Consider the following 25,532-nt stretch of genomic DNA (forward strand, 5'->3'; position numbering starts at 1 on the left):
ACACTATCGCGTGAGCATCTCGGGGGTCAGGGTAGTTCAGCGCACCTGCTTGTTGAGGCCGCGTGCGTCGGACGCCTCGTCCACCGCAATGCGCCCAACGCGGACATCATCGGTAAAGAAGCCATCGATGCCGGCTTCAAGCAGCGCGCGGATATGCGCGATGGCACCCTCCTCGCTGCGGCTGCGCGGGTCGTCGCCCTCCCACAGGCTGCGCGGCAGGAAATGATTCTCGGGGCGGAACGTGTACGGCATGACCTGCAGCCCCGCGGCGTGCGCGTCGGCGACCAGCGTGGTCGCCTTGGCCAGGCGGCCGTCGGCGTCCACCGGCACCACGTACTGCAGGTGCGGGCCGAGTACGTCGGCGTAGGTTGCTACGTCACGCAGGCCGGCGGGCGTTGCCAAGTCGGCATAGGTCTGGCCGCCGGCGGGGACGTCGGCCGGCAGAGCGTCCGGCGCACCGAGCAGTTGCGCCAGGCGGATGTTCGCCCTGCCCTCGCCGAGCTGCGTGCGCAGCGCGCGCAGGTTGCCGACTTCAAAGGACTGGATCACCACCGGCGCACTGCGGGTGTAGGGATGCGCAACCAGCGCCGCGAGCACGCGGCTTTCCATCGCCAGGCCGAGCGCGCTGAAGTGGCTGGGGTGCTTGATCTCCGGGATCAGGCCGATCACCCGCCCGCGCGCCGCGGATTCGTGCGCGACCAGTTCGATGATCTCGTCGAAGGATGGCACCGGGTGCAGGCCGTCAGCGGCGGTGCTGCGCAGCTGCGGGATGCGCTCGCGGGCGCGCAGGGTGCGCAGCTCGTCGAAGCTGAAGTCTTCGACAAACCAGCCTTCGATCTCGTGGCCATCGACCGTGCGCGTGGCCTTGCGGTCGGCAAAGGCCGGGTGCGCGGCGACATCGGTGGTGCCGCCGATCTCGTTCTCGTGCCGTGCCACCAGCACGCCGTCGCGAGTGGAGACGAGGTCGGGCTCGATGTAGTCGGCGCCGTCTTCGATCGCGCGCAGGTAGGCAGCCAGGGTGTGCTCGGGCAGCACGGCGCTGGCGCCGCGGTGCGCGATCACCACCGCCTTGCCGTCATGCGGCGCTGCGATGGCGGCGGCGGCTTCCGGGTTGTTGCCGGTTTCGGCGGCGGGCGCGGGAGCGATGGCCATGGCGAGGGCGAGCGAAATCCAGTGCAGCATGCGGAACTCCAGCGGACGGAGGCAGACCGGCATCATCGCAGCGGGGTTTGACCTTCGCATGACCCGGGGCAATGGCCCGGAAAGAAAAGGGCCCCGGAAACACTCCGGGGCCCTGGAACAGGAAAATATTGTTGCGATGTCGCTTATGCGACAGGCGCCACCCCTGCCGCCTGTGCGCCCTTCGGACCCTGGGTGACTTCATAGCTGACGCGCTGGCCTTCCTGCAGGCTGCGGAAGCCTTCGGAAGAAATCGCCGAATAGTGCACGAACACGTCGGAGCTGCCGTCTTCGGGAGCGATGAAGCCGAAACCCTTGGCGTCGTTGAACCACTTCACTGTGCCGTATTGCATGACTCGTTCTACCTCGTCTGGATACGATTGCGCGCGCCGACCTGCAAGGGACCGGGCACACGCGAGCCGAGTATGCAAAGCCCGGCGCCGCCGTGCAAATCAGCCGGCGAGCAGCGCCTCGACCAGCGCGGGCAGCCCGGACGATGCCGCGGCCACGTTCGCAAGCACGTCGTCGAGCGTGATCACCTCGTCCACCTGCGGCCCCGCGCCCGCCGCCCAGTTGGCAACGATGGCGAGGCAGGCGTAGTCCAGGCCGAGTTCGCGCGCCAGCCCGGCCTCGGGCATGCCGGTCATGCCGACCAGGTCGCAGCCGTCGCGTCGCATGCGCGCGATCTCGGCGCGGGTCTCCAGGCGCGGCCCCTGGGTGGCGCCGTAGCAACCGCCATCGACCACCGCGACAGCGGCACGTGCGGCAGCCGCCAGGACGTCGCGACGCAGCGAGGGCGTATAGGGATCGCCCATGTCCACGTGCAGCACCTCGGTGCCCGGCTCCTCGCAGAAGGTCGAGATGCGGCCCCAGGTGTAGTCGATGAGCTGGTCGGGACAGGCGAGCACGCGCGGGCCGAAGGCATCGGTGATGCCGCCCACGGTGTTGAGCGCGAGCACCCGGCGCGCGCCCAGCGCGTGCAGCGCGGAGAGGTTGGCGCGGTAGTTGACCAGGTGTGGGGGCACCGAATGGCCCTCACCGTGGCGGGCCAGGAAGGCGACCTGCCTGCCTGCGATCCGGCCGATCCGCACCGGACCCGACAGCGCGCCGTAGCGGGTGGGCGGCTGCTGCGTTTGGACGTCTTCGAGGCCGGCGAGCCGGTACAGCCCGGTGCCGCCGATCACCGCCAGGGCGATCAGCTCATCGGCGAGCTTTGGCGTATTGGTTTCGGGCGACATGTCCGTTTCCTGCGTGGCGCGCGCTCAGTCGGCCAGCGCGTAGATGGCGGGCAGGTTGCGGCCCTGTTCGTTGTAGTCCATGCCGTAGCCGAAGACGTAGCGATCGGGCACGTCGACGCCCGCCCAGTCGGCGCAGACGCCGTCCACGCAGCGGTCGTGGACCTTGGTGGCGAGCACCGCGACCCGGATATCGGCGGCGCCTTCGTCTTCGCACCAGCGGGTGACGGCCTTCAGGGTGTGGCCTTCGTCGAGGATGTCGTCGACCAGGATCACGCGGCGGCCGCGCATCGGCGTTGCCGGGCGGTGCAGCCAGGCCAGGCGCGAGCCGCTGGTGCCGCCGCGGTAGCGGGTGGCGTGCAGGTAGTCGAATTCGAGGTCCAGGCCGCGCTCGCCCAAGGCAAACGCCAGCTGCGTCGCGAATGGCATGCCGCCGTTCATGATCGTCACGAACAAAGGCGGGCGCTCGTCATCGGCGTACTCGGCTTTGATGGCATCGGCCATGCCCTCGATCGCGTCCTCGAGCACGTCGCGGTCATGGATCAGGTCGGCATCGACCATGACCTCGGCCAGCCTCGGCGCGTTCATGCCGCCACCCCGCCGCCCTGGCGCGCGGATGCGGCGCCATGGCGCGCGTCGGCCAGCAGGCCGTCCCAGCCCAGCGCGCCGCGGCCGACCAGCCCGGCCAGGGCCATGGTGTTGAGGCTGCGGCCTTCGACCGCGGCCAGCGATTCCTCCACCAGTTCCGGGTGGCAGACCAGGACCACGTCGCAGCCGGCGTCCAGGTGCGCATCGACGCGCGCCTTGATGCCGCCCACGCCGTGCGCCGCGGCCATGCCGATGTCGTCGGAGAAGACCACGCCGCGAAAGCCCATTTCCTTGCGCAGGATGCCGTTGATCCACAGCGGCGAGTAGCCGGCGGGCTCCGGCGCCACCTGCGGGTAGACCACGTGCGCGAGCATCACCGCGTCGGCACCGGCGTCGATGCCGGCGACGAAGGGCACCAGATCATGGGCGCGGATCACGTCCAGCGGGCGGTCGTCGACGGCGTCGTCGAAATGCGTGTCTTCGCGCACCGAGCCGTGGCCGGGGAAGTGCTTGAGCGTGGCCGCCATGCCGGCCTCGTGCATGCCTTCGACGTAGGCGCGGGTGAAGGCGGCGACCACCTGCGGATCGTCGGAAAACGCACGGTCGCCGATGGCGAGGTTGCCGCGGCCCAGGTCGACCACCGGGGCGAAGCTGAGGTCGACGCCCGATGCGCGGACTTCGCTGGCCATCAGCCAGGCGTGTTCGCGGGCGCGCTGCAGGGCGCCTTCGGCATCACAGGCGTAGTCGCGGCCGAAGGTCTCCAGCGGCGGCAGCGCGCTGTAACCCTCGCGGAAGCGCTGCACGCGGCCGCCCTCCTGGTCGACGCTGATGAGTTGCGGACGCGGCGCGGCCTCGCGGATGGCCTGCGACAGCTCGGCCACTTGGGCGCGCGAGGCGAAGTTGCGGGTGAACAGGATCACGCCGGCGCAGGCATCGTGCTGCAGCCAGTCGCGTTCCTGCGCGTTGAGTTCGGTACCGGCGATGCCGATGACAAGCATGGTGGTTCTCCTCAGGCGGCCGGTCCCGCGCGTTCCGCATCGCTCCACAGCGAGTACGGCCGCGCGGCCAGGGCCAGATTGTAGTAGCGGGGGCAGTCGGTGGCCTCGACGCCCAGCCAGGCGGGGTGTTCGAAGGTTTCCGCGGCGCTTTCGAGCTCGATCTCGGCGACCACCAGGCCGGCGTTGTCGCCGAGGAACTCGTCGACTTCCCACAGATGATCCCCATGGCGCACCAGGTGGCGGCGCTTCTCGACCAGACCGCCGACGCACAGCGCGAGGAGCTCGCGGGCTTCGGTCACGGGCAGCGGGTATTCGAACTCCTGCCGGGTGTGCCCGAGCTCGCGCGACTTGATGTTGAGGAACGCCCCATCGCCCTCCAGCCGCACGCGCACCGAAGCGCGCTGCCGCCCTTCGTCCATCGACGACTGGTCGTTGAGGTAGCCCTGCGCCATCGGCACCACGGCGTGCGCCGCGTCGCGCCAGCCTTCGCCGGTCACCATGAATTTCCGCTCTATCTCGATACCCATGAACCCTCACGACCCTCTGTAGGAGCAGCTATAGCTGCGATCCCGGCCAGACAGCTTATCGCGGCTATAGCCGCTCCCACAGGTGAAGGTGAGGCTGGTCGCAGCTATAGCTGCTCCTACAGGGGGTGGGCGTGAGCTGGCGGGTCGAAGACGGCGATGGATTCGACGTGGGCGGTGTGGGGGAACATGTCCATCACCCCTGCGGCGCGCAGGTGCCAGCCGCGCTCGTTGACGAGGTAGCCGGCATCGCGCGCGAGCGAGCCGGGATGGCAGCTGACGTAGACGATGCGCTTCAGGCCCTCCAGCGGCAGCTGCTGCAGCACTTCCAGCGCGCCGGCGCGGGCCGGGTCGAGCAGCAGCCTGTCGAAGCCGGCCTTCATCCAGGGCTGCTCGCGCAGGTCGGTGGTCAGGTCGGCCATGTGGAAATGCACGTGCGCCATGCCGTTGCGCGCCGCATTCGCGCGCGCGCGCTCCACCAGCCCGGCATCGCCTTCCACGCCCACCACTTCGTCCGCGACCCGCCCCAGCGGCAGGCTGAAGTTGCCCAGGCCGCAGAACAGGTCGAGCACGCGCTCCCCGGGCTGCACGTCGAGCAGCTCAAGCGCGTGCGCGATCATCGATTCGTTGAGCGCGGCGTTGACCTGGATGAAGTCCAGCGGCTGGAACTCCAGCTCGACGTCCCAGCGGGCGAGACGGAACGCCAGCCTCGGGCTTTCGGGCCACAGCGGCGCAACGGTCTCGAGCCCGCCCGGCTGCAGGTACACGGCAAGATCGTGTTCCTGCGCGAACGCCACCAGCGCCGCGCGGTCGCGCTCGCCGAGCGGTTCAAGATGGCGGAACACCAGCGCGGTGGCGTCGTCGCCGGCTGCGAACTCGATCTGCGGGATCGCGCTGCGCGCGTCCATGCCGTCGACCAGGGCTGCGAGCGCCCCGAGACGGCTGCCAAGCTGCGGAACCAGGGTGTGGCATTCGCTCAACTCCGCAACGAAGCGCGCATCGCGCTCGCGGAAGCCGACCAGGGTCCTGTCCTTCTTCTCCACGCGCCGCACCGAGAACCGCCCCTTCCGGCGATAGCCCCAGGGGCTCGCGGTGAGCGGCGGCAGCGTTGCCTCCGGCCGCACCTGCCCGATGTGCTCGAAGTCCGCGGCCAGCATCCGCGCCTTGGTGGTGATCTGCTGGTCCCCGGCCATGTGCTGCAGGCTGCACGCGCCGCAGGTGCCGAAGTGCGGGCATTGCGGCTCCACGCGTTCGGGCGCGGCCAGCAGCACTTCCACGACTTCGGCTTCGTCGAACCGCCGTGCGCGACGGGTCTGCACCGCCATTACCCGTTCGCCGGCGAGCGTGCCGGCGATATGCACGGACTTGCCAGCGTGCGGATGTCCTTCCGGTCGACGGGCAATGCCGCGGCCGTCGGCGCCAAGTTCGAGGATTTCGGCCTCGAACGGAGTCCTGTCAATGCGTGCCAATGAAAAATACCCGGAACAATCTATCGAACCCCCATTCTGACCCTGCAGGAGCCGCTGTAGCCGCGACCGCTGTTGTGGGAGCGGCTATAGCCGCGATCAAGGGCATGGTTCGGTTGAAGGATGATCGCGGCTATAGCCGCTCCCACAAAAAAAGGGGGGATTATTTCTGGCGCCAGGCGCCGCCCTGCTGGTACCACCAGCCAGAGCGCGCGCTCGCCACCCACTGCTTCGCGAACACGTCGCGGATCTGCGACTCCCACTCCGGATGGCCGTTGGCGACGGCGATCTCGCGATAGACGGCGTTGCGGTCGCGGTTGTCGTCGGCCACCGCGGCGTTCACCGCCACGCGGTCTTTCAGCGGCAGCTTCGCGGCATCGCGCACCACCAGCAGGCCGTCGCTGCCGAAGCCCAGCGCGCCACTGTCGAAGTGCGGGCGCAGGGTCGATGTGAAGCGCGACTCCATCCGCTGCTGGATCGCCTGGATCGCCGGCGTGCGGATGCTGATGTCCGGCGTCTGCGCGTGCGCCGGTGCGATGCCGAGCAGGATCCACGGATCGAAGTCCAGGCGGCGCGATTTCGCGTCCGGAAGCTGCGCCACGGCGCCTGCCTGGCCATTTCCGGGGACGTCATGCCCTGGGACGTCATTCCCGGGAACATCGCGTTCTGGAACATCAGTCGCAGGGCTGTCGCTCGCCGGAGCGTCACCCTCCGGAACACCCGGCGCCTGGGCCGCGCCCTCGTCCCCGTCCCCGATCACCTTCTCGACGAACTCGCGCGCGGCTTCGCGCGCCTCGGCCGCGGGGAAATACACGTTGATGGTGACGCAGGCGGTGAGCACCAGCGCGGCGGCGATTGGCAGAGTGTACGAACGCATGCAGTCCTCCTGGGACGGGTCAATCGAACACCGGCGAGACCTCGCCGGAACCTGCGGCGGCCAGGCGTTCGACCAGGGTGTCCCAGTCGACGCGCCGGTTGAAACCAACGATGTCCAGCCGCGGCAGCCCGGACCCTTCGACGATAACAAACCCGCTGCCACGCGGCTGCAATCCGGCCATCGTGCAGACGCCGTTCACCAGTCGGCACGACAGGCCGATCCGGCGGTAGCCGAAGTCGTCGAACAGCGCCAGCAGCTGGCCCTGCAGGCTGGCGGTGAACGAGGCGTCGCCGACGCTGGAGATGTCCTGCACCGCGCGCTGGCTGATCCGCTGGCGAACGCCGCGGCGCGGTTCGGTGTGCAGCTCGGCATCGAAGGCCACCGGTTCCCAGTCGACCAGGCGCAGGCCTTCGACGTGGCCGTGCAGCCGCCCGCTGATGCCGCCGACCTCGAACACGCCGGTCAGCGCCCGCAGGTCCAGGCCGTCGAAGCCGATGTCGGCCAGCAGCGTGGGCGCGACGCCGAAGGGCCGCTCCATCGCCAGCGACGACACCCGCACTTCGCCATCGAACGCGTGCATGACCAGGCCGCCGTCGAAATCCAGGCGCTCGCCGACGTAGCGCACGCCGGGGATGCTTCCGGACAGCGTGCCCGGGAAGGCCGGCAGGCCAAGGGCCGGCATCAGCCGCGCCATGTCCAGCGCCTCCACCGTGAGCGCGCCCTCGATCAGCAGCGGCCCGCGCTGGCCGGGCGGGCGCAGGTGCAGCGCCGACGCCGAGAGCCGCCCGTCGAGCAGCGGGATGTCCGTGGCCTCGCGCAGGTGCAGTTCGCCGCCGCTGCTCCGCCACGGCAGCCGCGCCGCGCCAAGCGCGATCGCGCCGAGCGCGCCGCTTCGCCACTGCAGGTCGCTCTGCGCGCTGCCCTCGGATACCAGGTGGACGCGGCCATCAAGGCCTTCGAAGCGGAAGCGGTCGCCGGGCGCGGCAAGGTCGAGTGCACGTGGCCGCAGGTCGAAGCTCGACAGCACGCCGTCGCGCAGCGCCAGGTCGATGTCCAGCGCCCCGTACATCGTCAGCCCGCCGAGGCCCGCCACGCCAAGCCATCCCGAGAGATAGCGCTCCGGCAGCAGCGAAACGTCGGCGCTGCGCAGCGACAGCGCAAGATCGCGCAGGCCGGATTCGCCCAGGAATGCGCTGCCGCCGACCTCGAGCACGCCCGGGTCACTGGCCGAAAATTCCGTCAGCGCCCAGCCGTCAAGCGCACGCTGCGCCCCCAAGTGCAGCGGCAACGGCGCGTCGGGGAGCACGAAATAGCCGTCGCCCAGCAGCAGCTCGCCGCCGCGCAGTTCACCGTCGAGCGCCAGCAGCGGGCCGTCATCCAGCGCCAACCAGTCGAAGTCCAGGCCCGCGGCAAGGCCGGCACCGGCAACGCGGCCGTCGGTGCTGTCGAAGGCTGCGTCGGCAAGCGCCAGCCGACCCTGCAGTCGCAGCGGTCCGGCGTCGGGAACGCGCACCTGCAGGTTCCCGTCCACGCGGCCCTCGCCAAGCTGGACCTCGCTCCAGGCCTGCGCCGCCAGCGCCTGCGCCCAGGCCACCGGGACGCGCGCAAGGTCGATGGCGAAGAGGTCCGGCTCCGCCTCCGTGCGCAGCAGTGCCAGGCGCGTGCCGTCGGCACCGGAGAGCGCGGCCTGGATGTCGCCATGCGGCAGTGCCAGCGCCAGCCGCAGCGGTGCACCCTGTCCCTGGCGGACTTCGCCCTCGCAGCGCCAGCCTTCGTCGCCATCGCGGCGCAGCGGGCAGCGCCAGGACAGCGCGTGGAAGCGATAGCCGAGATCCAGGGCCTCGGCGCGCCCGGCGCTGATGCGCAGGTCGCCGCTGTCCGCCCCCGCCGGCCAGTCCAGCCGCACCTCCACATCGTGCAGGGTCGCGACCGGCGTCGACACCTCGGCCACGCGCGCGGTCAGCGTGCGCGCATCGGCGCCGCCGGCGTGCAGCAGCGCGAACAATCCAAGCAGGGGTAAGATCCACGCTGACATGGCTGTCAGGTTAGCGACAGGAGCGTACGCGTTGATGAAGCCCCGCATCCTGCTGGTCGAGGACGACCACACCACCGCCGCCTTCCTGGCGGCCGCCACCGAAGCGCTGCCCGCCAGCGTGGATATCGTGGGAACCCGCGCGGCCGCCCGCGCCCAGGCCAGCAACATCGCCTACGCGCTCTGGCTGGTGGACGCCCACCTGCCCGACGGCGATGGAGCCAGCCTGCTGGCCGACCTGCGGGCGCTGGGCCTGGTCACGCCCGCGATCGCACACACTGCCGCGCGCGAAGACGACGTCCACCGGTATCTGCACCAGGCCGGCTTCGATGCGGTGCTGGTGAAGCCCTTGGCCGCGGCCGCGCTGCGGGCCGCGATTGCCGGAACCCTGGCTGGACGGACGCCGTTGCGCATCGCCGAGCCCGGGCCGGGGGTTGCGGAAGCCGCGGCTGCGCATCGGTCGGCGGAATCGGCATGGGACGACGCCGCAGCGCTGCGCGCGCTCAACGGCGAACGTGCGCATGTCGATGCCCTGCGCCAGTTGTTCCTGGCCGAACTGCCGGCCGCCCATCGCCTGGTCATGGCCGCGGGGCAGTCCGGCGACCAGGCGACGATGCAGGACGCCCTGCACCGCCTGCGCGCGAGCTGCGGATTCGTGGGCGCGGCGCGGCTGGAGCAGGCGGTGATCGCACTCCAATGCGCCCCGACATCGGCAGGAGCGCGCGCGCACTTCGACGCCGCGGCTCAGGAACTCTCACCGCGGCCCTGACGCACGGGCGTCGCGGTCATCCGGCCCAGGTCGCCCAGCAGTTGCCACGAGGCCAGCGGCCGACCGCCAAGATGCGACTGCAGCACTTCGCGCATCACCCGGCGCAGGCCGCCCAGGTCCTCCGCCGGCGGCACGCTGTCCGCGGCCAGCGCCAGCAATGCGCGTCCGGTGGCGGTGCGCGCGCGATCGCCACCGCCGCGATCGCCATGCACGCGCAGCGGTCCCTGTTCCGCGTCCAGCCGGTACCGCGCGGCCGGGTCCACCGGGCTGCCGTCCCCTTCGTGCGCGTAGTCAACGCCGACGCCGAGCGCGTCCAGCAGGTCGCGTTCGAATCGGCGCAGGGTCCAGGCCAAGGGTTCACCGGCGCCCAGGCGCGCGCGTAGTTCGCCATAGGTGGCGTAGAGCTCGGGCTGGGGATCCTGGCGCGGGGCCAGGCGCAGGATCAGTTCGTTGGCGTAGAAGCCCGACAGCATCGCGTCGCCCTGCAGCCGCGGAGCGGCGTCCAGCGCCTCGGCCGTGGTCAGTTGCGCGAGTTCACCGCGGAGAACGGCGTCGAAACGGATGTGCTGCATCGGCTGCAGCGCCGCGCGCAGCGCCTGCCGCTTCGGCCCGCGCACGCCGCGCGCGACCAGGCCGATGCGCCCGTGTTCGGCACACAGGACCTCGAGCAGCAGGCTGGTCTCGCGCCAGGCCCGGGCGTGGAGGACATAGGCGGGTTCGCCAAGGATTCGCATCCCGCCATTGTAGGAGCGGCCATGGCCGCGAACGCTCCTCGTGCCGGCCTTTGTGGGAGCAGCTATAGCTGCTCCTACTGAGAGATCACACCTAGTCGCCGTAGCCGAGGGTGCGCAGGGCGGCTTCGTCGTCGGACCAGCCGGCGCGGACGCGGACGAAGGTCTCGAGGAAAACCTTGCAGTCGAACAGGCGCTCCATCGACAGCCGCGCCTTGGTGCCGATCTCGCGCAGGCGCTGGCCGCCCTTGCCGATCACGATCGCCTTCTGGCCGTCGCGCTCCACCCAGATCACGGCACCGATGCGCAGCAACGGGCCGGACTTCGAGGTCTCTTCGGTGAAGGATTCGATCTCGACCGTGGTCGAATACGGAAGCTCGGCGCCAAGCTGGCGCATCAGCTGCTCGCGCAGCAGCTCGCCGGCCAGGAAGCGCTGGCTCTTGTCGGTGATGGCGTCCTCGTCGTAGGCCGGCTCGCCTTCGGGCACCAGCGCCAGCAGCTCGGCCACCAGCGCGTCCAGGCCGGTGCGTTTGAGCGCGGACACCGGGTGCACTCCGGCGAATTCGCGGCCCTCGGTGGCCTGCTGCAGGTAGGGCAGCAGGCTGGCCTTGTCCTTGATCCGGTCGACCTGGTTGACCACCAGCACCACCGGCACCTTCGCCTCGCGCAGGGCCTCGTAGGCGAGTCCGTCCTCATCGTCCCAGCGTCCGGCCTCGACCACCAGCACGGCCGCGTCCACGCCTTCGACTGCACCGCGCGCGGCGCGGTTCATCATCCGGTGCATCGCGGTGGCCGATTGCCTGCGTTCGCCGCGATGGATGCCGGGGGTATCGACCAGCTGCAGCTGGCCGCCGGGGAAGGTGGCGATGCCCAGCAGCCGATGGCGCGTGGTCTGCGGGCGGTTGGAGACGATGCTGACCTTGACGCCCACCAGCGCGTTGACCAGGGTCGACTTGCCGACGTTGGGCCGGCCGACGATGGCGATCGCGCCGCTGCGGCTGGGGGCTTGGGTGTTCATGGTTTCACTGGTTCCAGTTGGGCGAGCACCGCGGACGCGGCCTCCTGTTCCGCCGCGCGGCGGGAGCTGCCGCTGCCTTCGGCGTCGGTCGCGGGATCGCTGAGCTGGCAGCGGACCAGGAAGATCCGCGCGTGCTCTTCGCCACCTTCCGACAGCAGTTCGTAGGTCGGCAACGGACGTTGCCGCGCCTGCAGCCACTCCTGCAGCCGGGTCTTGGGATCCTTGCCGATGCCGCCGGCCGGGAGGCCGTCGATCTCGGGTTCGAACCAGGGCAGCACGGCGGCGCAGCAGGCTTCGAAGCCGGCGTCGAGGAAGATCGCGCCGACCACTGCTTCAAGCGCGTCGGAAAGGATCGAGTCGCGGCGATGCCCGCCGGACTTCATCTCGCCAGGCCCCAGCGTGATGCGCGCGCCGAGCTCAAGCGCGCGCGCGATCCGCGCCAGCGACGATTCGCGCACCATCTCGGCGCGGGCGCGGGTCATCGCGCCTTCGTCGGCCTTGGGCCAGCGCAGGTACAGCGCCTCGGCCACGATCAGCCCGACCAGGGCGTCGCCGAGGAACTCCAGGCGTTCGTTATGCGGTGCGCCGGCGCTGCGGTGGGTCAGCGCCTGCGCCAGGAGCGCGGGATCGCGGAACACGTGTCCCGCGATGCGCGCAGGGGCATCAATCGACCGCACCGGCCCGGGTCAGCATCTGCGTGGACTCGAACTTGCCGACGACGTCGAGGTTGCCGATGAGTTCCTTGCGGACCTCGTACTTGACGTCCATCTGCCAGCCGGCGCCCACGCGCTTGAGCTTGACGTGCTCGGGCTTCACGTTCTCCGAGTAGCTGATGTACAGCCGACGGAAGAACAGGTCCTGGATCTTGCGCGGCTCGGTGTTGGCGATGCCCGGTTCGTTGGCCAGCCCCTTCATCGCCGAGCGCACGCTGTAGTACTCCGAATACATCGGGAACAGCTTCATGCCGACGTAGGCGAACAGGCCCACGACCGCCAGCACGATGATGAATCCGAGCAGGGTGATGCCGCGTTGTGAATTCCTCATTTCCCCTCTCCCCTTGGTCCGCGATGCGTTGGTTGTCGCGCCGGCCGGTGCGGCCGTGGTCACAGGCGCGTGCCGATGCGCTTGAAGTCGACGCCGCCGGCGGCGCTATCGAAGTTCATCCACACCAGGAACGCCTTGCCGCGCAGCTGCGCCTCCGGCAACGTGCCCCAGAAGCGGCTGTCGTCGCTTCTATCACGATTGTCGCCCATCACGAAATACTCGCCCGCGGGCACGGTCCATTCGCCCACGCCGTGGCTGGCGAACAGCGGGCTTTCGATCTCGAGCACTTCGTGCGGACCGGTGCCCAGGTCTTCGGCCAGGAGCGTCGCGCCGGTCATCTCCTCGCCGCGGCCCTTGCCGACGTAGTCGCCGACCGGCTGGTAGGCCGCCGGCTCGCCGTTCACGTACAGCACGTTGTCGCTGTAGGCGATCCGGTCGCCCGGCAAGCCGACCACGCGCTTGATCCAGTCCTGGTCCGGGTGCGCGGGCGGCCGGAACACGACCACGTCGCCACGCTCGGGCAGGCCGATCTCGATCACCTTCCTGTTGTTGACCGGCAGGCGCAGGCCGTAGGCGAACTTGTTGACCAGGATGAAGTCGCCGATCAGCAGCGTCGGCATCATCGAACTGGACGGGATCCGGAAGGGCTCGGCGATGAAGCTGCGCAGCACCAGCACCACCAGCAGGATCGGGAAGAAGGCGCGCGCGTAGTCGACGACGACCGGCTCCCTGTCCTCGTCCAGCAGGCCTGCACGCGCCTTGCGCGCCTTGGCGAAGAACAGCCGGTCCAGCAGCCAGATGATGCCGGAGGCGAAGGTCAGGGTGACCAGCCCGAGTTCGAACCACTTCATCATGCGCGTACCTCGCCCGTGGCACGCCCGTTGGCCGCCATCACTTGTTGTCCACCTGGAGCACCGCGAGGAAGGCTTCCTGCGGAATCTCGACGCGCCCGACCTGCTTCATGCGCTTCTTGCCTTCCTTCTGCTTTTCCAGGAGCTTCTTCTTGCGGCTGATATCGCCACCGTAGCACTTGGCCAGCACGTTCTTGCGCAGCGCCTTGACCGAGCTGCGGGCGATGATCTGCGAGCCGATGGCGGCCTGGATCGCGACGTCGAACTGCTGCCGCGGGATCAGGTCCTTCATGCGGTCGGTCAGGTCGCGGCCGCGGCGGTCGGCGTGGCTGCGGTGGACGATGATCGACAATGCGTCGACCTTGTCGCCGTTGATCAGCGTGTCCACGCGCACGAAGGGACCGGCGTCGAAGCGCACGAAGTGGTAGTCCAGCGAGGCGTAGCCGCGGCTGACCGACTTCAGGCGGTCGAAGAAGTCCAGCACCACTTCCGCCATCGGCAGCTCGTAGCTGATCTGCACCTGGCTGCCGAGGTAGTTGATGCCGATCTGGCTGCCGCGCTTCTCTTCGCAGAGGGTGATCACGTTGCCGACGTAATCCGGCGGCGTGAGGATGTTGGCGCGGATGATCGGCTCGCGCACTTCTTCGATCTTGTTCGACGGCGGCAGCTTGGCCGGGTTGTCGAGCGTCATGACTTCGCCGTCGGTCATCAACACTTCGTAGACCACCGTCGGCGCGGTGCTGATCAGGTTGAGGTCGTACTCGCGCTCAAGGCGCTCCTGCACGATCTCCATGTGCAGCATGCCGAGGAAGCCGCAGCGGAAACCGAAGCCCATGGCCTCGGAACTTTCCGGTTCGAAGCGCAGCGCGGCGTCGTTGAGGCGCAGCTTTTCAAGCGCCTCGCGCAGGTCCGGGTAGTCGTCGGCATCCACCGGGAACAGACCGGAAAACACGCGCGGCTGCATTTCCTGGAAGCCCGGCAGCGGATGCGGCGCGGGATCGCCGGCGAGGGTGAGCGTGTCGCCCACCGGCGCGCCGTGCACGTCCTTGATGGACGCATTGATCCAGCCCACTTCGCCCGCGCGCAGGGCCGCGGTTTCCTTGCGCTTCGGCGTGAACACGCCGACCTTGTCGACCTGGTGGGTGCGGCCGGTGGACATGACCAGCATCTTGGCGCCGGCCTTGATTTCGCCCTGCATCACGCGCACCAGCGAAACCACGCCCAGGTAGTTGTCGAACCACGAGTCGATGATCAGCGCCTGCAGCTTGTCGGTGTCGCGCGGCTGCGGCGGCGGGATGCGGTGCACGATGGCCTCCAGCACCTCTTCCACGTTGAGCCCGGTCTTGGCGCTGACCGCGACCGCGTCGGTGGCGTCGATGCCGATCACGGCTTCGATCTCGGCCTTGGCGCGCTCGATGTCGGCGGTGGGCAGGTCGATCTTGTTGAGCACCGGGATGACTTCCAGCCCCTGCTCGACCGCGGTGTAGCAGTTGGCGACCGACTGCGCCTCGACGCCCTGGGCCGCATCCACCACCAGCAGCGCGCCCTCGCAGGCCGCCAGCGAGCGGCTGACTTCATAGCTGAAGTCGACGTGGCCGGGGGTGTCGATGAAGTTGAGGTGGTAGGTCTCGCCGTTGCGCGCCGTGTACGGCACCGACACCGACTGCGCCTTGATGGTGATGCCGCGTTCGCGCTCGATCGGGTTGTTGTCGAGGACCTGCGATTCCATCTCGCGCGCGGTCAATCCGCCGCACAGCTGGATGATGCGGTCGGCCAGCGTCGACTTGCCGTGGTCGACGTGCGCGATGATGGAGAAGTTGCGGATGTTCCGCATTGATTCGGGGGGCATGGGCGGCAGTCTGGTGGCCGCGTCGGGCCGGATCGTCGAACGGGATATTGTCGCACAGCCGCCGCGAGCCGCCGCGGCCCCTGCAGGAGCCGCTATAGCGGCGATGCTTTGCGACCATGGCGGCGAAAAGCATCGCGGCCATGGCCGCTCCCACAGGGGTCGTGGCATCGCGGCCATGGCCGCTCCCCAGGGGTCGTGGCGGCCCCTACTTCGCGCTCTCGCGGGGCGTCACTGCGATGAACTGCGTCCCGCCGCTGCGGTTGCGGACCAGCAACATGACCGTTTCTCCAGTCTTGACCTTGCCCAGCTCGCGGTCGAGCGCGGCCGGGGTGGCCACGTTCACGCGGCCCACCTGCAGGATCACGTCGCCCGGCTGGATGCCGGCGCTGCGCGCGGCCAGTCCTTCGACGCGTGCCACGGCCACGCCCTCGTCCGGCTTGAGGTCCAGGCGGCGGCGCTGTTCCGCGTTCAGCTCGCTGCCGACGAGGCCCAGCGGATTGCTCTGCTGCGCCGCCGGCGGTCGCGCCGCCGGGCGGGAACCCGCACCCGCGATGCCTTCGTCAAGCTCGCCCAGGGTCACGGTGATGTCGCGGGTGCGCCCTTCGCGCCAGATCTTGACCCGGACCTTGCTGCCCGGTGCCTTGCCGCCAATCATCGGCGGCACGTCGCTGGACTGGTTGACGCTGACACCGTCGACCTCGCGGATCACATCGCCGCGCTCGATGCCGGCCTTCTCGGCCGCGCCACCCTGGATCACGTCGGCGACCAGCGCGCCGCGGATGTCGGGCAGGTCGAGGCCCTTGGCGTCGTCGGGCCCGATCTCCTGCACCTGCACGCCCATCTGGCCGCGACGCACCTGGCCGGTGTCCTTGAGCTGCTCGGCCACGTTCATCACCACGTCGATCGGGATCGCGAAGCTGACGCCCATGTAGCCGCCGGAATTGGAGAAGATCTGCGAGTTGATGCCGATCACTTCGCCGCTGGTGTTGAGCAGCGGGCCACCGGAATTGCCGCGGTTGATCGCGACGTCGGTCTGGATGAAAGGCACGTAGCGCTGGTTGGAATAGCGGTTGGCACGCCCGACGGCGCTGACGATGCCGGCGGTGACCGACTGGTCGAAGCCGAACGGCGAGCCGATCGCGACCGCCCATTGCCCGGGCTTGACGCTGTTGGCGTCGCCGGCGCGCAGGAAGGGCAGGTTCCTGGCATCGATCTTCAGCACCGCCACGTCGGACTGCTCGTCGCTGCCGATCACCTCGGCGTTGAACCCGCGACGGTCGGGCAGCGTCACCCGGACATCGCTCGCGCCGGCAACCACGTGGTGGTTGGTGATCACATAGCCGTCGCCGGAGATCAGGAAGCCGCTGCCCATCGACATGCCGCCGCGACCGGCACCCGGATCCTGCGGCGCGCCCGGGAACGGCGTGCCGGGACCGAAGAAGCGACGGAAGAACTCGGGCATGTCATCCGGCATCGCCTGCGCCTGGCGGTTGCCGCGGCCGTCGATGGTGACCTCGATGTTGACCACTGCCGGCGCCACGCGGTCGACCAGACGGGTGAAGTCCGGCAGTCCGGTGACCAGCGGGGCCGATGGCGGCGCGGACACCGCCGCCGGAGCCGGAGCCTGGTCCTGTGACTGCGCGGTGGCGGCCGGAATCACGACCGCGGCGGTACCGGCGGCGGTCAGCGCGACCAGGGCCAGGGCAAAGACGGGGGTTTTCATCGGGGATCGGCCTCGGCTTGGTGATCGGGAAGTTGTACGCCTGCCTCGCGTGGCGTTTCCAGCCGCGGCTGGAACGGCGCGAAACTGTCGGCCTGCTGCAGTCCGTAGCCGGCCGCGAACGGCCGCGTGGCCGACAGGCCGGACAGCGTGGCACGTGGCCAGGGGCGCGTGGCCGCGGCCGGCGGTGCGCCAAACAGGGCCTCGCCATCCGCAGCGGGCGAAGGCACTGCGGCCAGGATCGGCAGTCCGGCATCAATGGCGGCCGGCCGCGCTGCCTGCGGGACCGAGACCTCGAGCGCGGGTAGCAGCGGCGCCACGGGCAGCCGTGGTGCTGTCGCCACCGCCCGGGCCGGGGCGTCGACCGCGGCCTGCGAGCGGCGCACCGCGGCGCGCTGTGCCTGGCTGCGCGTGCTGCTGCGGTCACCGGCGCGACGGGGGACCTCGGCCACGGCGATTGCCAGCGGTGCGGCGGCGGCCAGCAGATCCGATGGGGCATCCGTCGCGGATGCGGGCGACGCGGGATCTATACCGACGCCATCGGTCTCCGCGGTCTGCGCAAGCGGAGCCGCTGCAGCAGCGCTTTCGACAAGGACCGGCGCGGACAGCGAAGTACTGGAGGCCGTGGCGAGCTCCGGCGCCTGGGCGTCGGGCATCTGCCGGGCCATGAACAAGGCCACCAGCGCAACCGAAGCGGCCAGCGCGCCGCCGCCCCAGCGCAGCAGGCGCTGCGGTCGTGGCCGCGCGTTCCCGGCTGGCGCTGCGGCCGCGGCCGCAGGGCCGGCGATGGCAGCCGCCACCCGCTTGGAGAAGTCCGCCGGCAGCAGGGCATGGCCGCGGCCGCGCAGTACGTCGCCGCTGACCTGCCAGCGCTCCCAGCACGCGGCCAGCTCGCCGTCGTGCTGGAGGCGGCGCAGCATGAAGCGCGCCTGGTCCGGTGAAAGCTCGCCGTCGAGCATCGCCGACAGCTGCCGGCGATTGTGGGCATAGAGCTTGTCCGGCGGCGCCGGTTCAAAATCGATGTTGTCGTAGTCGTTGGTCATCAGTGTGCTCATCGCGCCGCGCGTGCGGGCGCGGATCCGGTATCCATCAGTGGTTCGAGCTCGATGTCGATCGCTTCGCGGGCGCGGAAGATCCGCGAGCGGACGGTGCCGATCGGACAGTCCATGCGCGAGGCGATCTCCTCGTAGCTCAGGCCCTCGACTTCGCGCAAGGTGATCGCCGTGCGCAATTCCTCGGGCAGTGCTTGGACCGCGCGAAGCACCGTTTGTTCCATCTGCTGGCGCATCAGCTCGCGTTCCGGCGTGTCGTTGTCGCGCAGCGCGGTTGCGGAGTCGAAGTGCTCGGCGTCGCCAACCTCGATGTCATCGGTCGGCGGACGGCGGCTGTGCGCGACCAGGTGGTTCTTGGCCGTGTTGACCGCGATCCGGTGCAGCCACGTATAGAACTGCGCGTCGCCGCGAAAGCTGCCGATCGCGCGGTAGGCGCGGATGAAGGTCTCCTGGGCGATGTCCTGGCATTCGCTCCAGTCGCGCACGTAGCGCCCCACCACCGCGGCCACGCGATGCTGGTACTTGCGCACCAGCAGGTCGAACGCTGCCATGTCGCCCTGCTGGACGCGGCGGACAAGATCCTGGTCGAGCTGCGTGTTGTCGATTTCAGCCATCGGCCGGTGCTCTCCTCGGGACCGGCCCTGGGGACCGGATATGACCTTCACGCAGGGCAAAAGTTCCCTGCTGCAGGATCATCTGGGGTCGCGTTCAGCCGCGTGCAAGCCCGATACGCCGAAGCGGGCCATTTGACGCCGGTGAAACAGACTCTGGATCATAGGCAATTCCCCCGTACCCGCACGGATGGTTCCGCATGATTCCTGGCCTCGATGGTCTGCGCTTCAGCCACTGGCAGGTGGAGCAGCGCGCAGACGGCGTTGTCCTGCTCACGTTCGACCGCCAAGGCGAGTCGGTAAACACCTTTGCCCAGGACGTCCTGGTCGAGCTCGACGCCCTGCTCGAGCGGCTGGCACTCGATCCGCCAAAAGCACTGGTGCTGCGTTCGGGGAAGGCGAAGGGCTTCATCGCCGGCGCCGACATCCGCGAGTTCGCCGAGTTCGATGCCAAGGGCACCATCGGCGATTCCATCCGCCGCGGCCAGCAGGCGTTCCAGCGCCTGGCCGAACTGCCCTGCCCCACCGTCGCCGCGATCCACGGCTTCTGCATGGGCGGCGGCACCGAGATCGCGCTGGCCTGCCGCTACCGCGTGGCCAGCAACGATCCCTCCACGCGCATCGGCCTGCCCGAAGTGAAGCTCGGCATCTATCCCGGCTGGGGCGGCAGCGTGCGCCTGCCCCGCCTGGTGGGCACGCCGGCTGCGATGGACATGATGCTGACCGGACGCACGCTGCCGGCGTCGGCGGCGAAGACCATCGGCCTGGTCGACGAGGTGGTGGAGCCGGCGCAGCTGGTGGACGCCGCCGCCGGGCTCGCGCTCAAGGGCGTGATGCGCCCCTTCAAACAGCGCTTCACGGGCTGGCTGACCAACCTCGGGCCGGTGCGCCAGGTGATGGCGCCGATGCTGGTCAAGCAGGTCGCACGCAAGGCCCGCAAGGAGCACTACCCCGCGCCTTACGCGCTGATCGAGACCTGGCGGCGCACGGGCGGGGACATCCAGAACCGCTTGGCCGCTGAGCGCAAATCGGTGGTGAAACTGGCGGGCACGCCGACCGCGCGCAACCTGACGCGTGTGTTCTTCCTGCAGGAGCGGCTGAAGGCCCTGGGCGGAAAGGACAGCGGCATCCAGCGCGTGCACGTGATCGGCGCAGGGGTGATGGGCGGCGACATCGCGGCGTGGGCGGCGCTGAAGGGCTTCGATGTCACGCTGCAGGATCGCGAGCAGGGCTATATCGACAAGGCGCTGGCGCGTGCGCAGGAGCTGTTCGCGAGGAAGGTCAAGGTCGATGCGAAGCGGCCGGAGGTTGCGGCGCGACTGAAGTCGGATCTGGCAGGCGACGGCGTGGCCGGCGCGGATCTGGTGATCGAGGCGATCATCGAACAGCCGGAGGCCAAGCGTTCGCTGTACGCGGGCGTGGAACCGAAACTCAAGGCCGACGCCCTGCTCACCACCAACACCTCTTCGATCCCGCTGGACGAACTGCGCACCGGTCTCGCGCGCCCGGCGCAGTTCGCCGGCCTGCACTACTTCAATCCGGTGGCACTGATGCCGCTGGTGGAGATCGTGCGCCACGACGCGATGGACGCCGACACCGAGCGCCGCCTGGCCGCGTTCTGCAAGGCGATCGACAAGCTGCCGGTACCGGTGGCCGGCACGCCGGGCTTCCTGGTCAACCGCCTGCTGTTCCCGTACATGCTCGAGGCCGCGACCGCGTATTCGGAAGGCATCCCGGGCGCGGTGATCGACAGGGCGGCGGTGAAGTTCGGCATGCCGATGGGTCCGATTGAACTGATCGACACCGTGGGCCTGGACGTGGCCGCCGGTGTCGGCGCGGAGCTCGCGCCCTTCCTCGGCCTGCCGATCCCGGCATCGCTGGCGACGCCGCCCGAGATGGGCAAGCGCGGCAAGAAGGACGGCCAGGGCCTGTACACCTGGGCGGACGGCAAGGCGAAGAAGCCGGACGTGCCGAAGGATTACAAGGTGCCGGCGGACCTCGAGGATCGCCTGATCCTGCCGCTGGTCAACGAAGCGGTGGCGGCGCTGCACGAAGGCGTGGTGGCCGACGGCGACCTGCTGGATGCGGGCGTGATCTTCGGCACCGGGTTCGCGCCGTTCCGCGGCGGCCCGATCCAGTACGTGCGCGAATCGGGGGCGGATGCCCTGCTGCTGCGGCTCAAGGCGCTGCAGGCAACGCACGGCAACCGGTTCGCCCCGCGGCCGGGCTGGGATTCGCCGGCGTTGAGGCGCTGACAGAAAGCCCAACCGCTCATGTAGGAGCAGCTATAGCTGCGACCCACGCCCAGGCAAGACCCGGCGGTCGCAGCTCTGGCTGCTCCTACATGGTGTGCGTGGGCTTTTCGGCGGTGAGGCTGCCCGCCAGCAGGGTTTCGATCTTGCCCTTCACGTTCTCGCCCTCGGTGGTGTCGGCGAACTGCACGCCGATGCCGGCGGTGCGGTTGCCCTGGGCGCCGGGCGGGGTCACCCAGACCACCTTGCCGGCAGCCGGCAGGCGCTCGCTGGATTCGGGCAGGGTCAGCAGCACGAAGACTTCGTCGCCGATGAAATAGCGGCGCGTGGTCGGCACGAAGATGCCGCCGTGCTTGAGATACGGCATGTAGGCCGCGTACAGCTGGGCCTTGTCCTTGACCGCCAGGGACAGGATGCCCTGCCGCGCGCCGCCACCGGTTGCACTCATCGCGTGACTCCCCTTGCCTTGTCGCCCGCCGCGTCGCGCCATGCGAGCAGCAGTTCCACCACCGCGAGATCGGCGCGGACCGTGCTGCGCAGCAGTTCGCGGGTGCGATTCGCGGCGTCGAACCAGGCGGCCAGCTTCCGGATTCCGGCGGGGTCGGTCAAGCCGGCGGCGTGGTCGCGGGACAGGTCGGCGGCGTGCAGCAGGCGCTGCATCGCCAGTTCGTCCGTGGTCCAGGCCTTGGCGACCTCCAGCGGCGAAGCCGCGTTGGATGCGACCTTGGCCAGGTCCGTGGCAACCTCGCGGCGCAGCGCCATGCCACCGTCACGCAGCCAGGCGTCGGCCAGCCCGGGATGGCCCCGCGCCGCGGCAAGCGCCTCGATGGCCGACGCCGGCGCATGGCCCTGGGACTGCAGCCAGACCGCGGCCTCGTCGGCCGGCGGCAGGCGGAACTCGAGGCGCTGGCAGCGGCTGCGGATGGTCGCCGGCAGGCGCGCGGGGTTCGCGCTCAAGAGCCACAGGTAGCGCCCGGGCACCGGCTCTTCCAGCGTCTTGAGCAGGGCGTTGGCGGCGGCATCGTTCATGTCGTCGGCGGGATCGATGATCGCGACCTTCGCGCTGCCGTACTGCGGCGTGGTGGCCAAGCGCGCGGAGAGTTCGCGCACCTGGTCGACCGGGATCACCGCCATCTGCCGCGGCGGCGACGGCGTGTGGCGCCAGGCGTGGCCGACGAAGATCGCATCAGGGTGCCCGGGGTGGCCCCAGGGCTGCGACAGCGAGCCGTCGGGACGCTGCTCCAGCGGATCCTTCTGCGAGCGCGAGCGGTACAGCACGCAGGGGCGGCACTGGCCGCAGGGCCGCGCCGCGCCATCGCCGGCCTGGCACAGGACGCGCCCGGCGAGGCGTTCGGCCACCGCACGCTTGCCCAGCATCGCCGGTCCGGTGAACAGCAGCGCGTGCCCCATGCGCCCGCCATCAAGCGCGGCGGCGGCATGGTCGTACGCGCGCTGCTGCCAGGGCGCGAGTGGGGCGTCGAAACTCATGGCCCAATCCGCGATGCGCGCAGCGCGGCCAGCGCCGCCGCCACGACCTCGTCCACCGGGCGTGACGCGTCGACCACGCGGAAGCGCGCGGGCTCGGCCGCCGCGCGCGCGAGGAAGGTCGCGCGCACACGCTCGAAGAACGCATCGCGCTCGCGTTCGATGCGATCGGGCTGCGGGTCACGGCTGCGGATGCGCGCACGGCCCTGGGCCACGTCGATATCGAGCAGCAGCGTCAGTCCGGGGCGGATTCCGACCACGCGGCGTTCGAGCCCGGCGATGAAGCCTGCGTCCAGGCCACGACCGCCGCCCTGGTAGGCGTAGCTGGAATCGGTGAAGCGGTCGCACAGCACCCAGGCACCGCGCTCGAGCGCTGGCTGCACGATGGCGCGCACGTGCTGCGCGCGCGCGGCGAACATCAGCAGCAGCTCGGTTTCGGCCGCCACCGCTTCGTCGCCGGGATGCAGCAGCAACTCGCGGATTTTCTCCGCCAGCGGCGTGCCGCCGGGCTCGCGGGTGACCACCACTTCGCCACCGTCGGCCGCGAGCGCCTCGCGCAGCGCGGCCAGCACCGTGGTCTTGCCGGCGCCCTCGCCGCCTTCCAGCGACACCAGGCGCGGATGCATGGGCAGCACGCTCATCGACAGCCGACTCATCGCGGCCCGTGCTGTTCGCGGTAGCGGCGCACGTACTGGCGCACGGCGGCGTTGTGCGCCTCGAGCGAGGGCGAGAATACGTGCCGGCCGCTGCCGTCGCCGATGGCGACGAAGTACAGCGCGTCGGTCTCCTCCGGCTGCGTGGCCGCGCGCAGCGCGGCGGCGCCGACCATGGCGATCGGCGTCGGCGGCAGGCCGTCGCGGGTATAGGTGTTGTACGGCGTGTCGGTGAGCAGATCGCGGCGGCGGATGTTGCCGTCGTAGCCACTGCCCATGCCGTAGATCACCGTCGGGTCGGTCTGCATGCGCATGCCGATGCGAAGGCGGCGGGTGAACACGCCGGCGATCATGGGCCGCTCTTCGGCGATGCCGGTTTCCTTCTCCACGATCGAGGCCAGCACCAGCGCCTCCTCGGGGGTGTCGATCGGCAGGTCGTCGGCGCGCGCCTGCCAGGCGGCGTCCAGCGCGGCATCGAGGTCGGCGGCGGCGCGGCGCAGCAGGTCGATGTCGCTGTCGCCGCGGTCATAGGCATAGGTTTCCGGCAGGAAGCGGCCTTCGGGATGCACGCCCTCGCGGCCCAGCATCGTCATCAGCGCGGCGTCGTCGACCTCGTGCAGGGTCTGCACCAGGGGCGTGGCGCGGGCCAGCGCGGCGCGCAGCTCGCGGATGGTCCAGCCCTCCACGATGGTGAAGCGGTGGTGCACCACCTTGCCGTCGCGCATGTGCGCCAGCAGCTGCGTGGCGGTGATGCCCGGCTCGAGCGCGTACTCGCCCACCTGGATGTGGCCGCCGGTGCCGAGCTGGCGCGCCAGCAGGCGCCACTCAAGGTCGCGGCCGGCGTCGATGCCCTGCCCGCGCAGGCGCGCGACCACCCTGCGCAGCGTGTCGCCGCGCTCGACCATCAGGTTGTCGCCGGCCTCGACGCCCGGCAGCGGCCCGGTCGCGAAGCGCTGGTAGCTGGTCCAGGCCTGGTAGCCGGCCGCGCCGGCGACGACGGCCGAGAGCAGGAACAGGACGAGGACGATGCGCTTGAACGCCTTCATGGCGCGCGCCCGCCGATCTGGCGATGGTGGTCGGGATGCATGCGTCGAAGGATACCGTGCCCGCCGCGGCGCCGGTCAGGCACCGATGGCCTGCAGCATGCCGCGGGCCTTGGCGCGGGTCTCGTCGAGTTCGTGCGCGGGATCGGAATCGGCCACGATCCCGGCGCCGGTGCGGAAGCGCAGCACGTCGCCGCCGACCTCGGCGCTGCGGATCAGGATGTTGAGGTCCATGTCGCCGCTGCGGTCGAGCCAGCCCATGGCGCCGGTGTACGCGCCGCGGCCGACGCCTTCCAGCCCGGCAATGATCTCCATGCAGCGCACCTTCGGCGCGCCGGTGATCGTGCCGCCGGGGAACACCGCGCGCAGCACCTCGCCCGGCGTCGCATCGGCGCGCAGGCGGCCACGCACGTTGCTCACGATGTGGTGCACGTGCGCATAGCTTTCCACCACCATCAGCTCGTCGACCTCGACGCTGCCGGCGCGGCTGACGCGGCCGAGGTCGTTGCGCTCCAGGTCGACCAGCATCACGTGCTCGGCGCGCTCCTTGGCATGGCCGACCATCTCGCGGATACGCTCGATGTCGTCGTCACCGGGCAGGCGCGGCCGGGTGCCGGCGATGGGCCGGGTCTCGACCAGGTCGCCGCGCACCGAGACCAGGCGTTCGGGCGAGGCGCTGACCACCGCGCCGTCATCGCCGAGATCGAACAGGCCGGCGAACGGGGCCGGGTTGGCGCGGCGCAGGCGTTCGTACAGCGCGGCGGGTGCGACCGGTGCATCGAAGCGCGCTTCCCAGGCCCGCGACAGGTTGACCTGGAACACGTCGCCGGCGCGGATGTACTCGAGCGCGCGGGCGACGGCGGCGAGGTAGTCGCCGTCCGGGTCTTCGCGACAATCGAGCAGCGTCGGCCAGTGCGGCGCGGCGATCGAGGCGGCCATTGGCTTCACGTACGGCCGTGATGTCGCCATCGGCTCCGTCGATACGAAGGCAGCAGACGATACCGGACCCGGAAATGTCGCGACAGGGATCGCTGCGATATCCGCCAGCACCTGCTCCAACAACGCCTCGGTGCCCTCTTCCGCCAGCACCACCGTTTCGCCGCTGGTGCGGTCGCGCAGCACCGCAGCCGGGCAGCGGCAGGCCACGGCCACGGGCAGCACACCCGGGGCGGGCGGCAGGCGCAGCACCGGCTCCACCTGCGCGCCAAGCTCATAGCCCAACAGCAGCGCCCAACCGCCCTGGAAGGGCCACGGCGAAGGCGCGCGCGGCCGGCGCAAGGCGCCCCAGTCGGCGTCGAGGGTACGCAGGAAGTCATCGCCCGCGGACGCGCCCTCAGCAGGCAAGCAGTCGCTGCGCCGTGTGATGCCGTCGCGGTCGAGCGTGATGCGTGCACCGTCAGCGATGAGCAGCATGTCCCAGCGCCCGAGCGCAGTGCCCGAGGCCACCGATTCAAGCAGCAGTGGATAGCGCGCGGACGCACGCTGCTGCAGCGCGAGCAGGTCCAGGCCGGGCGCCAGCTCGCGGACGTGGGTCATATGCGGGTTCCGCCGCCCT

General features: G+C 70.1%; 25 protein-coding genes. 2 read left to right on the plus strand and 23 right to left on the minus strand.

Annotated elements, in window-relative coordinates; all coding sequences use genetic code 11:
- Positions 1–36 precede the first annotated feature (36 nt).
- From ACW7GZ_RS06260 to ACW7GZ_RS06300, 9 genes are all read right to left on the minus strand, one after another.
- Entirely contained in the window at positions 37–1,182 is a 1,146-nt protein-coding gene (locus tag ACW7GZ_RS06260) for a glycerophosphodiester phosphodiesterase (protein ID WP_457003174.1), read from the minus strand.
- A gap of 143 nt (positions 1,183–1,325) precedes the next feature.
- Positions 1,326–1,532, minus strand: coding sequence for a cold-shock protein (locus tag ACW7GZ_RS06265; RefSeq protein WP_343255997.1), 207 nt, complete (start codon positions 1,530–1,532; stop codon positions 1,326–1,328).
- A 99-nt stretch (positions 1,533–1,631) separates the two neighbouring features.
- On the minus strand, positions 1,632–2,417 hold the full coding sequence (locus ACW7GZ_RS06270) for an S-methyl-5'-thioinosine phosphorylase (RefSeq protein ID WP_457003171.1): 786 nt from the start codon (positions 2,415–2,417) through the stop codon (positions 1,632–1,634).
- 24 nt (positions 2,418–2,441) lie between these two features.
- Positions 2,442–3,002, minus strand: a complete 561-nt coding sequence (locus tag ACW7GZ_RS06275; protein WP_457003169.1) for a hypoxanthine-guanine phosphoribosyltransferase — start codon at positions 3,000–3,002, stop codon at positions 2,442–2,444.
- On the minus strand, positions 2,999–4,000 hold the full coding sequence (gene nagZ / locus ACW7GZ_RS06280) for a beta-N-acetylhexosaminidase (protein ID WP_457003168.1): 1,002 nt from the start codon (positions 3,998–4,000) through the stop codon (positions 2,999–3,001). Before nagZ ends, ACW7GZ_RS06275 begins: the two co-directional genes overlap by 4 nt.
- Positions 4,001–4,011: 11 nt before the next feature.
- Positions 4,012–4,527 (minus strand): CYTH domain-containing protein, encoded by a 516-nt coding sequence (locus ACW7GZ_RS06285; RefSeq protein ID WP_457003166.1) that lies wholly within the window; start codon positions 4,525–4,527, stop codon positions 4,012–4,014.
- Between the two features lie 116 nt (positions 4,528–4,643).
- A complete protein-coding gene (rlmD, locus tag ACW7GZ_RS06290; protein ID WP_457008427.1) occupies positions 4,644–5,993 on the minus strand; it encodes a 23S rRNA (uracil(1939)-C(5))-methyltransferase RlmD in 1,350 nt (449 codons plus the stop codon).
- A gap of 160 nt (positions 5,994–6,153) precedes the next feature.
- Positions 6,154–6,867 carry a YdbL family protein gene (locus ACW7GZ_RS06295; protein WP_457008429.1) on the minus strand — a complete coding sequence of 238 codons (714 nt, stop codon included), beginning with the start codon at positions 6,865–6,867 and terminating at the stop codon, positions 6,154–6,156.
- 19 nt (positions 6,868–6,886) lie between these two features.
- Positions 6,887–8,902, minus strand: coding sequence for a hypothetical protein (locus tag ACW7GZ_RS06300; RefSeq protein WP_457008431.1), 2,016 nt, complete (start codon positions 8,900–8,902; stop codon positions 6,887–6,889).
- A gap of 34 nt (positions 8,903–8,936) precedes the next feature.
- Between ACW7GZ_RS06300 and ACW7GZ_RS06305 the strand changes: the two genes are divergently transcribed.
- A complete protein-coding gene (locus ACW7GZ_RS06305) occupies positions 8,937–9,668 on the plus strand; it encodes a response regulator transcription factor (protein ID WP_457008433.1) in 732 nt (243 codons plus the stop codon).
- Here the strand turns inward: ACW7GZ_RS06305 and recO are convergent.
- The 9 genes from recO to rpoE form a co-directional block, all read right to left on the minus strand.
- Positions 9,644–10,402 (minus strand): DNA repair protein RecO, encoded by a 759-nt coding sequence (gene recO, locus ACW7GZ_RS06310; protein WP_457003156.1) that lies wholly within the window; start codon positions 10,400–10,402, stop codon positions 9,644–9,646. The two genes, ACW7GZ_RS06305 and recO, sit on opposite strands and share 25 nt — an antisense overlap.
- A gap of 91 nt (positions 10,403–10,493) precedes the next feature.
- Positions 10,494–11,417 carry a GTPase Era gene (gene era, locus ACW7GZ_RS06315; RefSeq protein ID WP_457003154.1) on the minus strand — a complete coding sequence of 308 codons (924 nt, stop codon included), beginning with the start codon at positions 11,415–11,417 and terminating at the stop codon, positions 10,494–10,496.
- On the minus strand, positions 11,414–12,094 hold the full coding sequence (rnc, locus tag ACW7GZ_RS06320; RefSeq protein ID WP_457003152.1) for a ribonuclease III: 681 nt from the start codon (positions 12,092–12,094) through the stop codon (positions 11,414–11,416). The genes era and rnc overlap by 4 nt, the downstream gene beginning before the upstream one ends.
- A complete protein-coding gene (locus tag ACW7GZ_RS06325) occupies positions 12,081–12,461 on the minus strand; it encodes a DUF4845 domain-containing protein (RefSeq protein WP_457003150.1) in 381 nt (126 codons plus the stop codon). Before ACW7GZ_RS06325 ends, rnc begins: the two co-directional genes overlap by 14 nt.
- Positions 12,462–12,520: 59 nt before the next feature.
- The gene (lepB, locus tag ACW7GZ_RS06330; protein ID WP_457008625.1) at positions 12,521–13,312 is read right to left on the minus strand and encodes a signal peptidase I; all 792 of its coding nucleotides are present in this window, start codon (positions 13,310–13,312) and stop codon (positions 12,521–12,523) included.
- 40 nt (positions 13,313–13,352) lie between these two features.
- On the minus strand, positions 13,353–15,146 hold the full coding sequence (lepA, locus tag ACW7GZ_RS06335; protein WP_457003960.1) for a translation elongation factor 4: 1,794 nt from the start codon (positions 15,144–15,146) through the stop codon (positions 13,353–13,355).
- A gap of 220 nt (positions 15,147–15,366) precedes the next feature.
- Positions 15,367–16,884: a Do family serine endopeptidase gene (locus tag ACW7GZ_RS06340; protein WP_457008435.1), complete on the minus strand. Its 1,518-nt coding sequence runs from the start codon at positions 16,882–16,884 to the stop codon at positions 15,367–15,369.
- Positions 16,881–17,936, minus strand: a complete 1,056-nt coding sequence (locus tag ACW7GZ_RS06345) for an RseA family anti-sigma factor (RefSeq protein ID WP_457008437.1) — start codon at positions 17,934–17,936, stop codon at positions 16,881–16,883. Before ACW7GZ_RS06345 ends, ACW7GZ_RS06340 begins: the two co-directional genes overlap by 4 nt.
- Complete coding sequence (rpoE, locus tag ACW7GZ_RS06350; RefSeq protein ID WP_457008439.1) at positions 17,933–18,547, minus strand: RNA polymerase sigma factor RpoE; 615 nt, start codon at positions 18,545–18,547, stop codon at positions 17,933–17,935. Before rpoE ends, ACW7GZ_RS06345 begins: the two co-directional genes overlap by 4 nt.
- A gap of 197 nt (positions 18,548–18,744) precedes the next feature.
- Between rpoE and ACW7GZ_RS06355 the strand changes: the two genes are divergently transcribed.
- Positions 18,745–20,799, plus strand: a complete 2,055-nt coding sequence (locus ACW7GZ_RS06355; protein ID WP_457008441.1) for a 3-hydroxyacyl-CoA dehydrogenase NAD-binding domain-containing protein — start codon at positions 18,745–18,747, stop codon at positions 20,797–20,799.
- 85 nt (positions 20,800–20,884) lie between these two features.
- Here ACW7GZ_RS06355 and ACW7GZ_RS06360 read toward each other — a convergent pair whose 3' ends face one another.
- The 5 genes from ACW7GZ_RS06360 to ACW7GZ_RS06380 form a co-directional block, all read right to left on the minus strand.
- Positions 20,885–21,244 (minus strand): PilZ domain-containing protein, encoded by a 360-nt coding sequence (locus ACW7GZ_RS06360; protein WP_457003141.1) that lies wholly within the window; start codon positions 21,242–21,244, stop codon positions 20,885–20,887.
- Positions 21,241–22,284 (minus strand): DNA polymerase III subunit delta', encoded by a 1,044-nt coding sequence (locus tag ACW7GZ_RS06365; RefSeq protein ID WP_457003139.1) that lies wholly within the window; start codon positions 22,282–22,284, stop codon positions 21,241–21,243. The genes ACW7GZ_RS06360 and ACW7GZ_RS06365 overlap by 4 nt, the downstream gene beginning before the upstream one ends.
- Positions 22,281–22,937: a dTMP kinase gene (gene tmk / locus ACW7GZ_RS06370; RefSeq protein ID WP_457008443.1), complete on the minus strand. Its 657-nt coding sequence runs from the start codon at positions 22,935–22,937 to the stop codon at positions 22,281–22,283. The genes ACW7GZ_RS06365 and tmk overlap by 4 nt, the downstream gene beginning before the upstream one ends.
- A complete protein-coding gene (gene mltG / locus ACW7GZ_RS06375) occupies positions 22,934–23,980 on the minus strand; it encodes an endolytic transglycosylase MltG (protein WP_457003136.1) in 1,047 nt (348 codons plus the stop codon). The genes tmk and mltG overlap by 4 nt, the downstream gene beginning before the upstream one ends.
- Before the next feature lie 75 nt (positions 23,981–24,055).
- On the minus strand, positions 24,056–25,513 hold the full coding sequence (locus ACW7GZ_RS06380; RefSeq protein ID WP_457003134.1) for a chorismate-binding protein: 1,458 nt from the start codon (positions 25,511–25,513) through the stop codon (positions 24,056–24,058).
- Between the last annotated feature and the right edge of the window lie 19 nt (positions 25,514–25,532).

Source organism: Luteimonas sp. A537 (assembly GCF_054052065.1).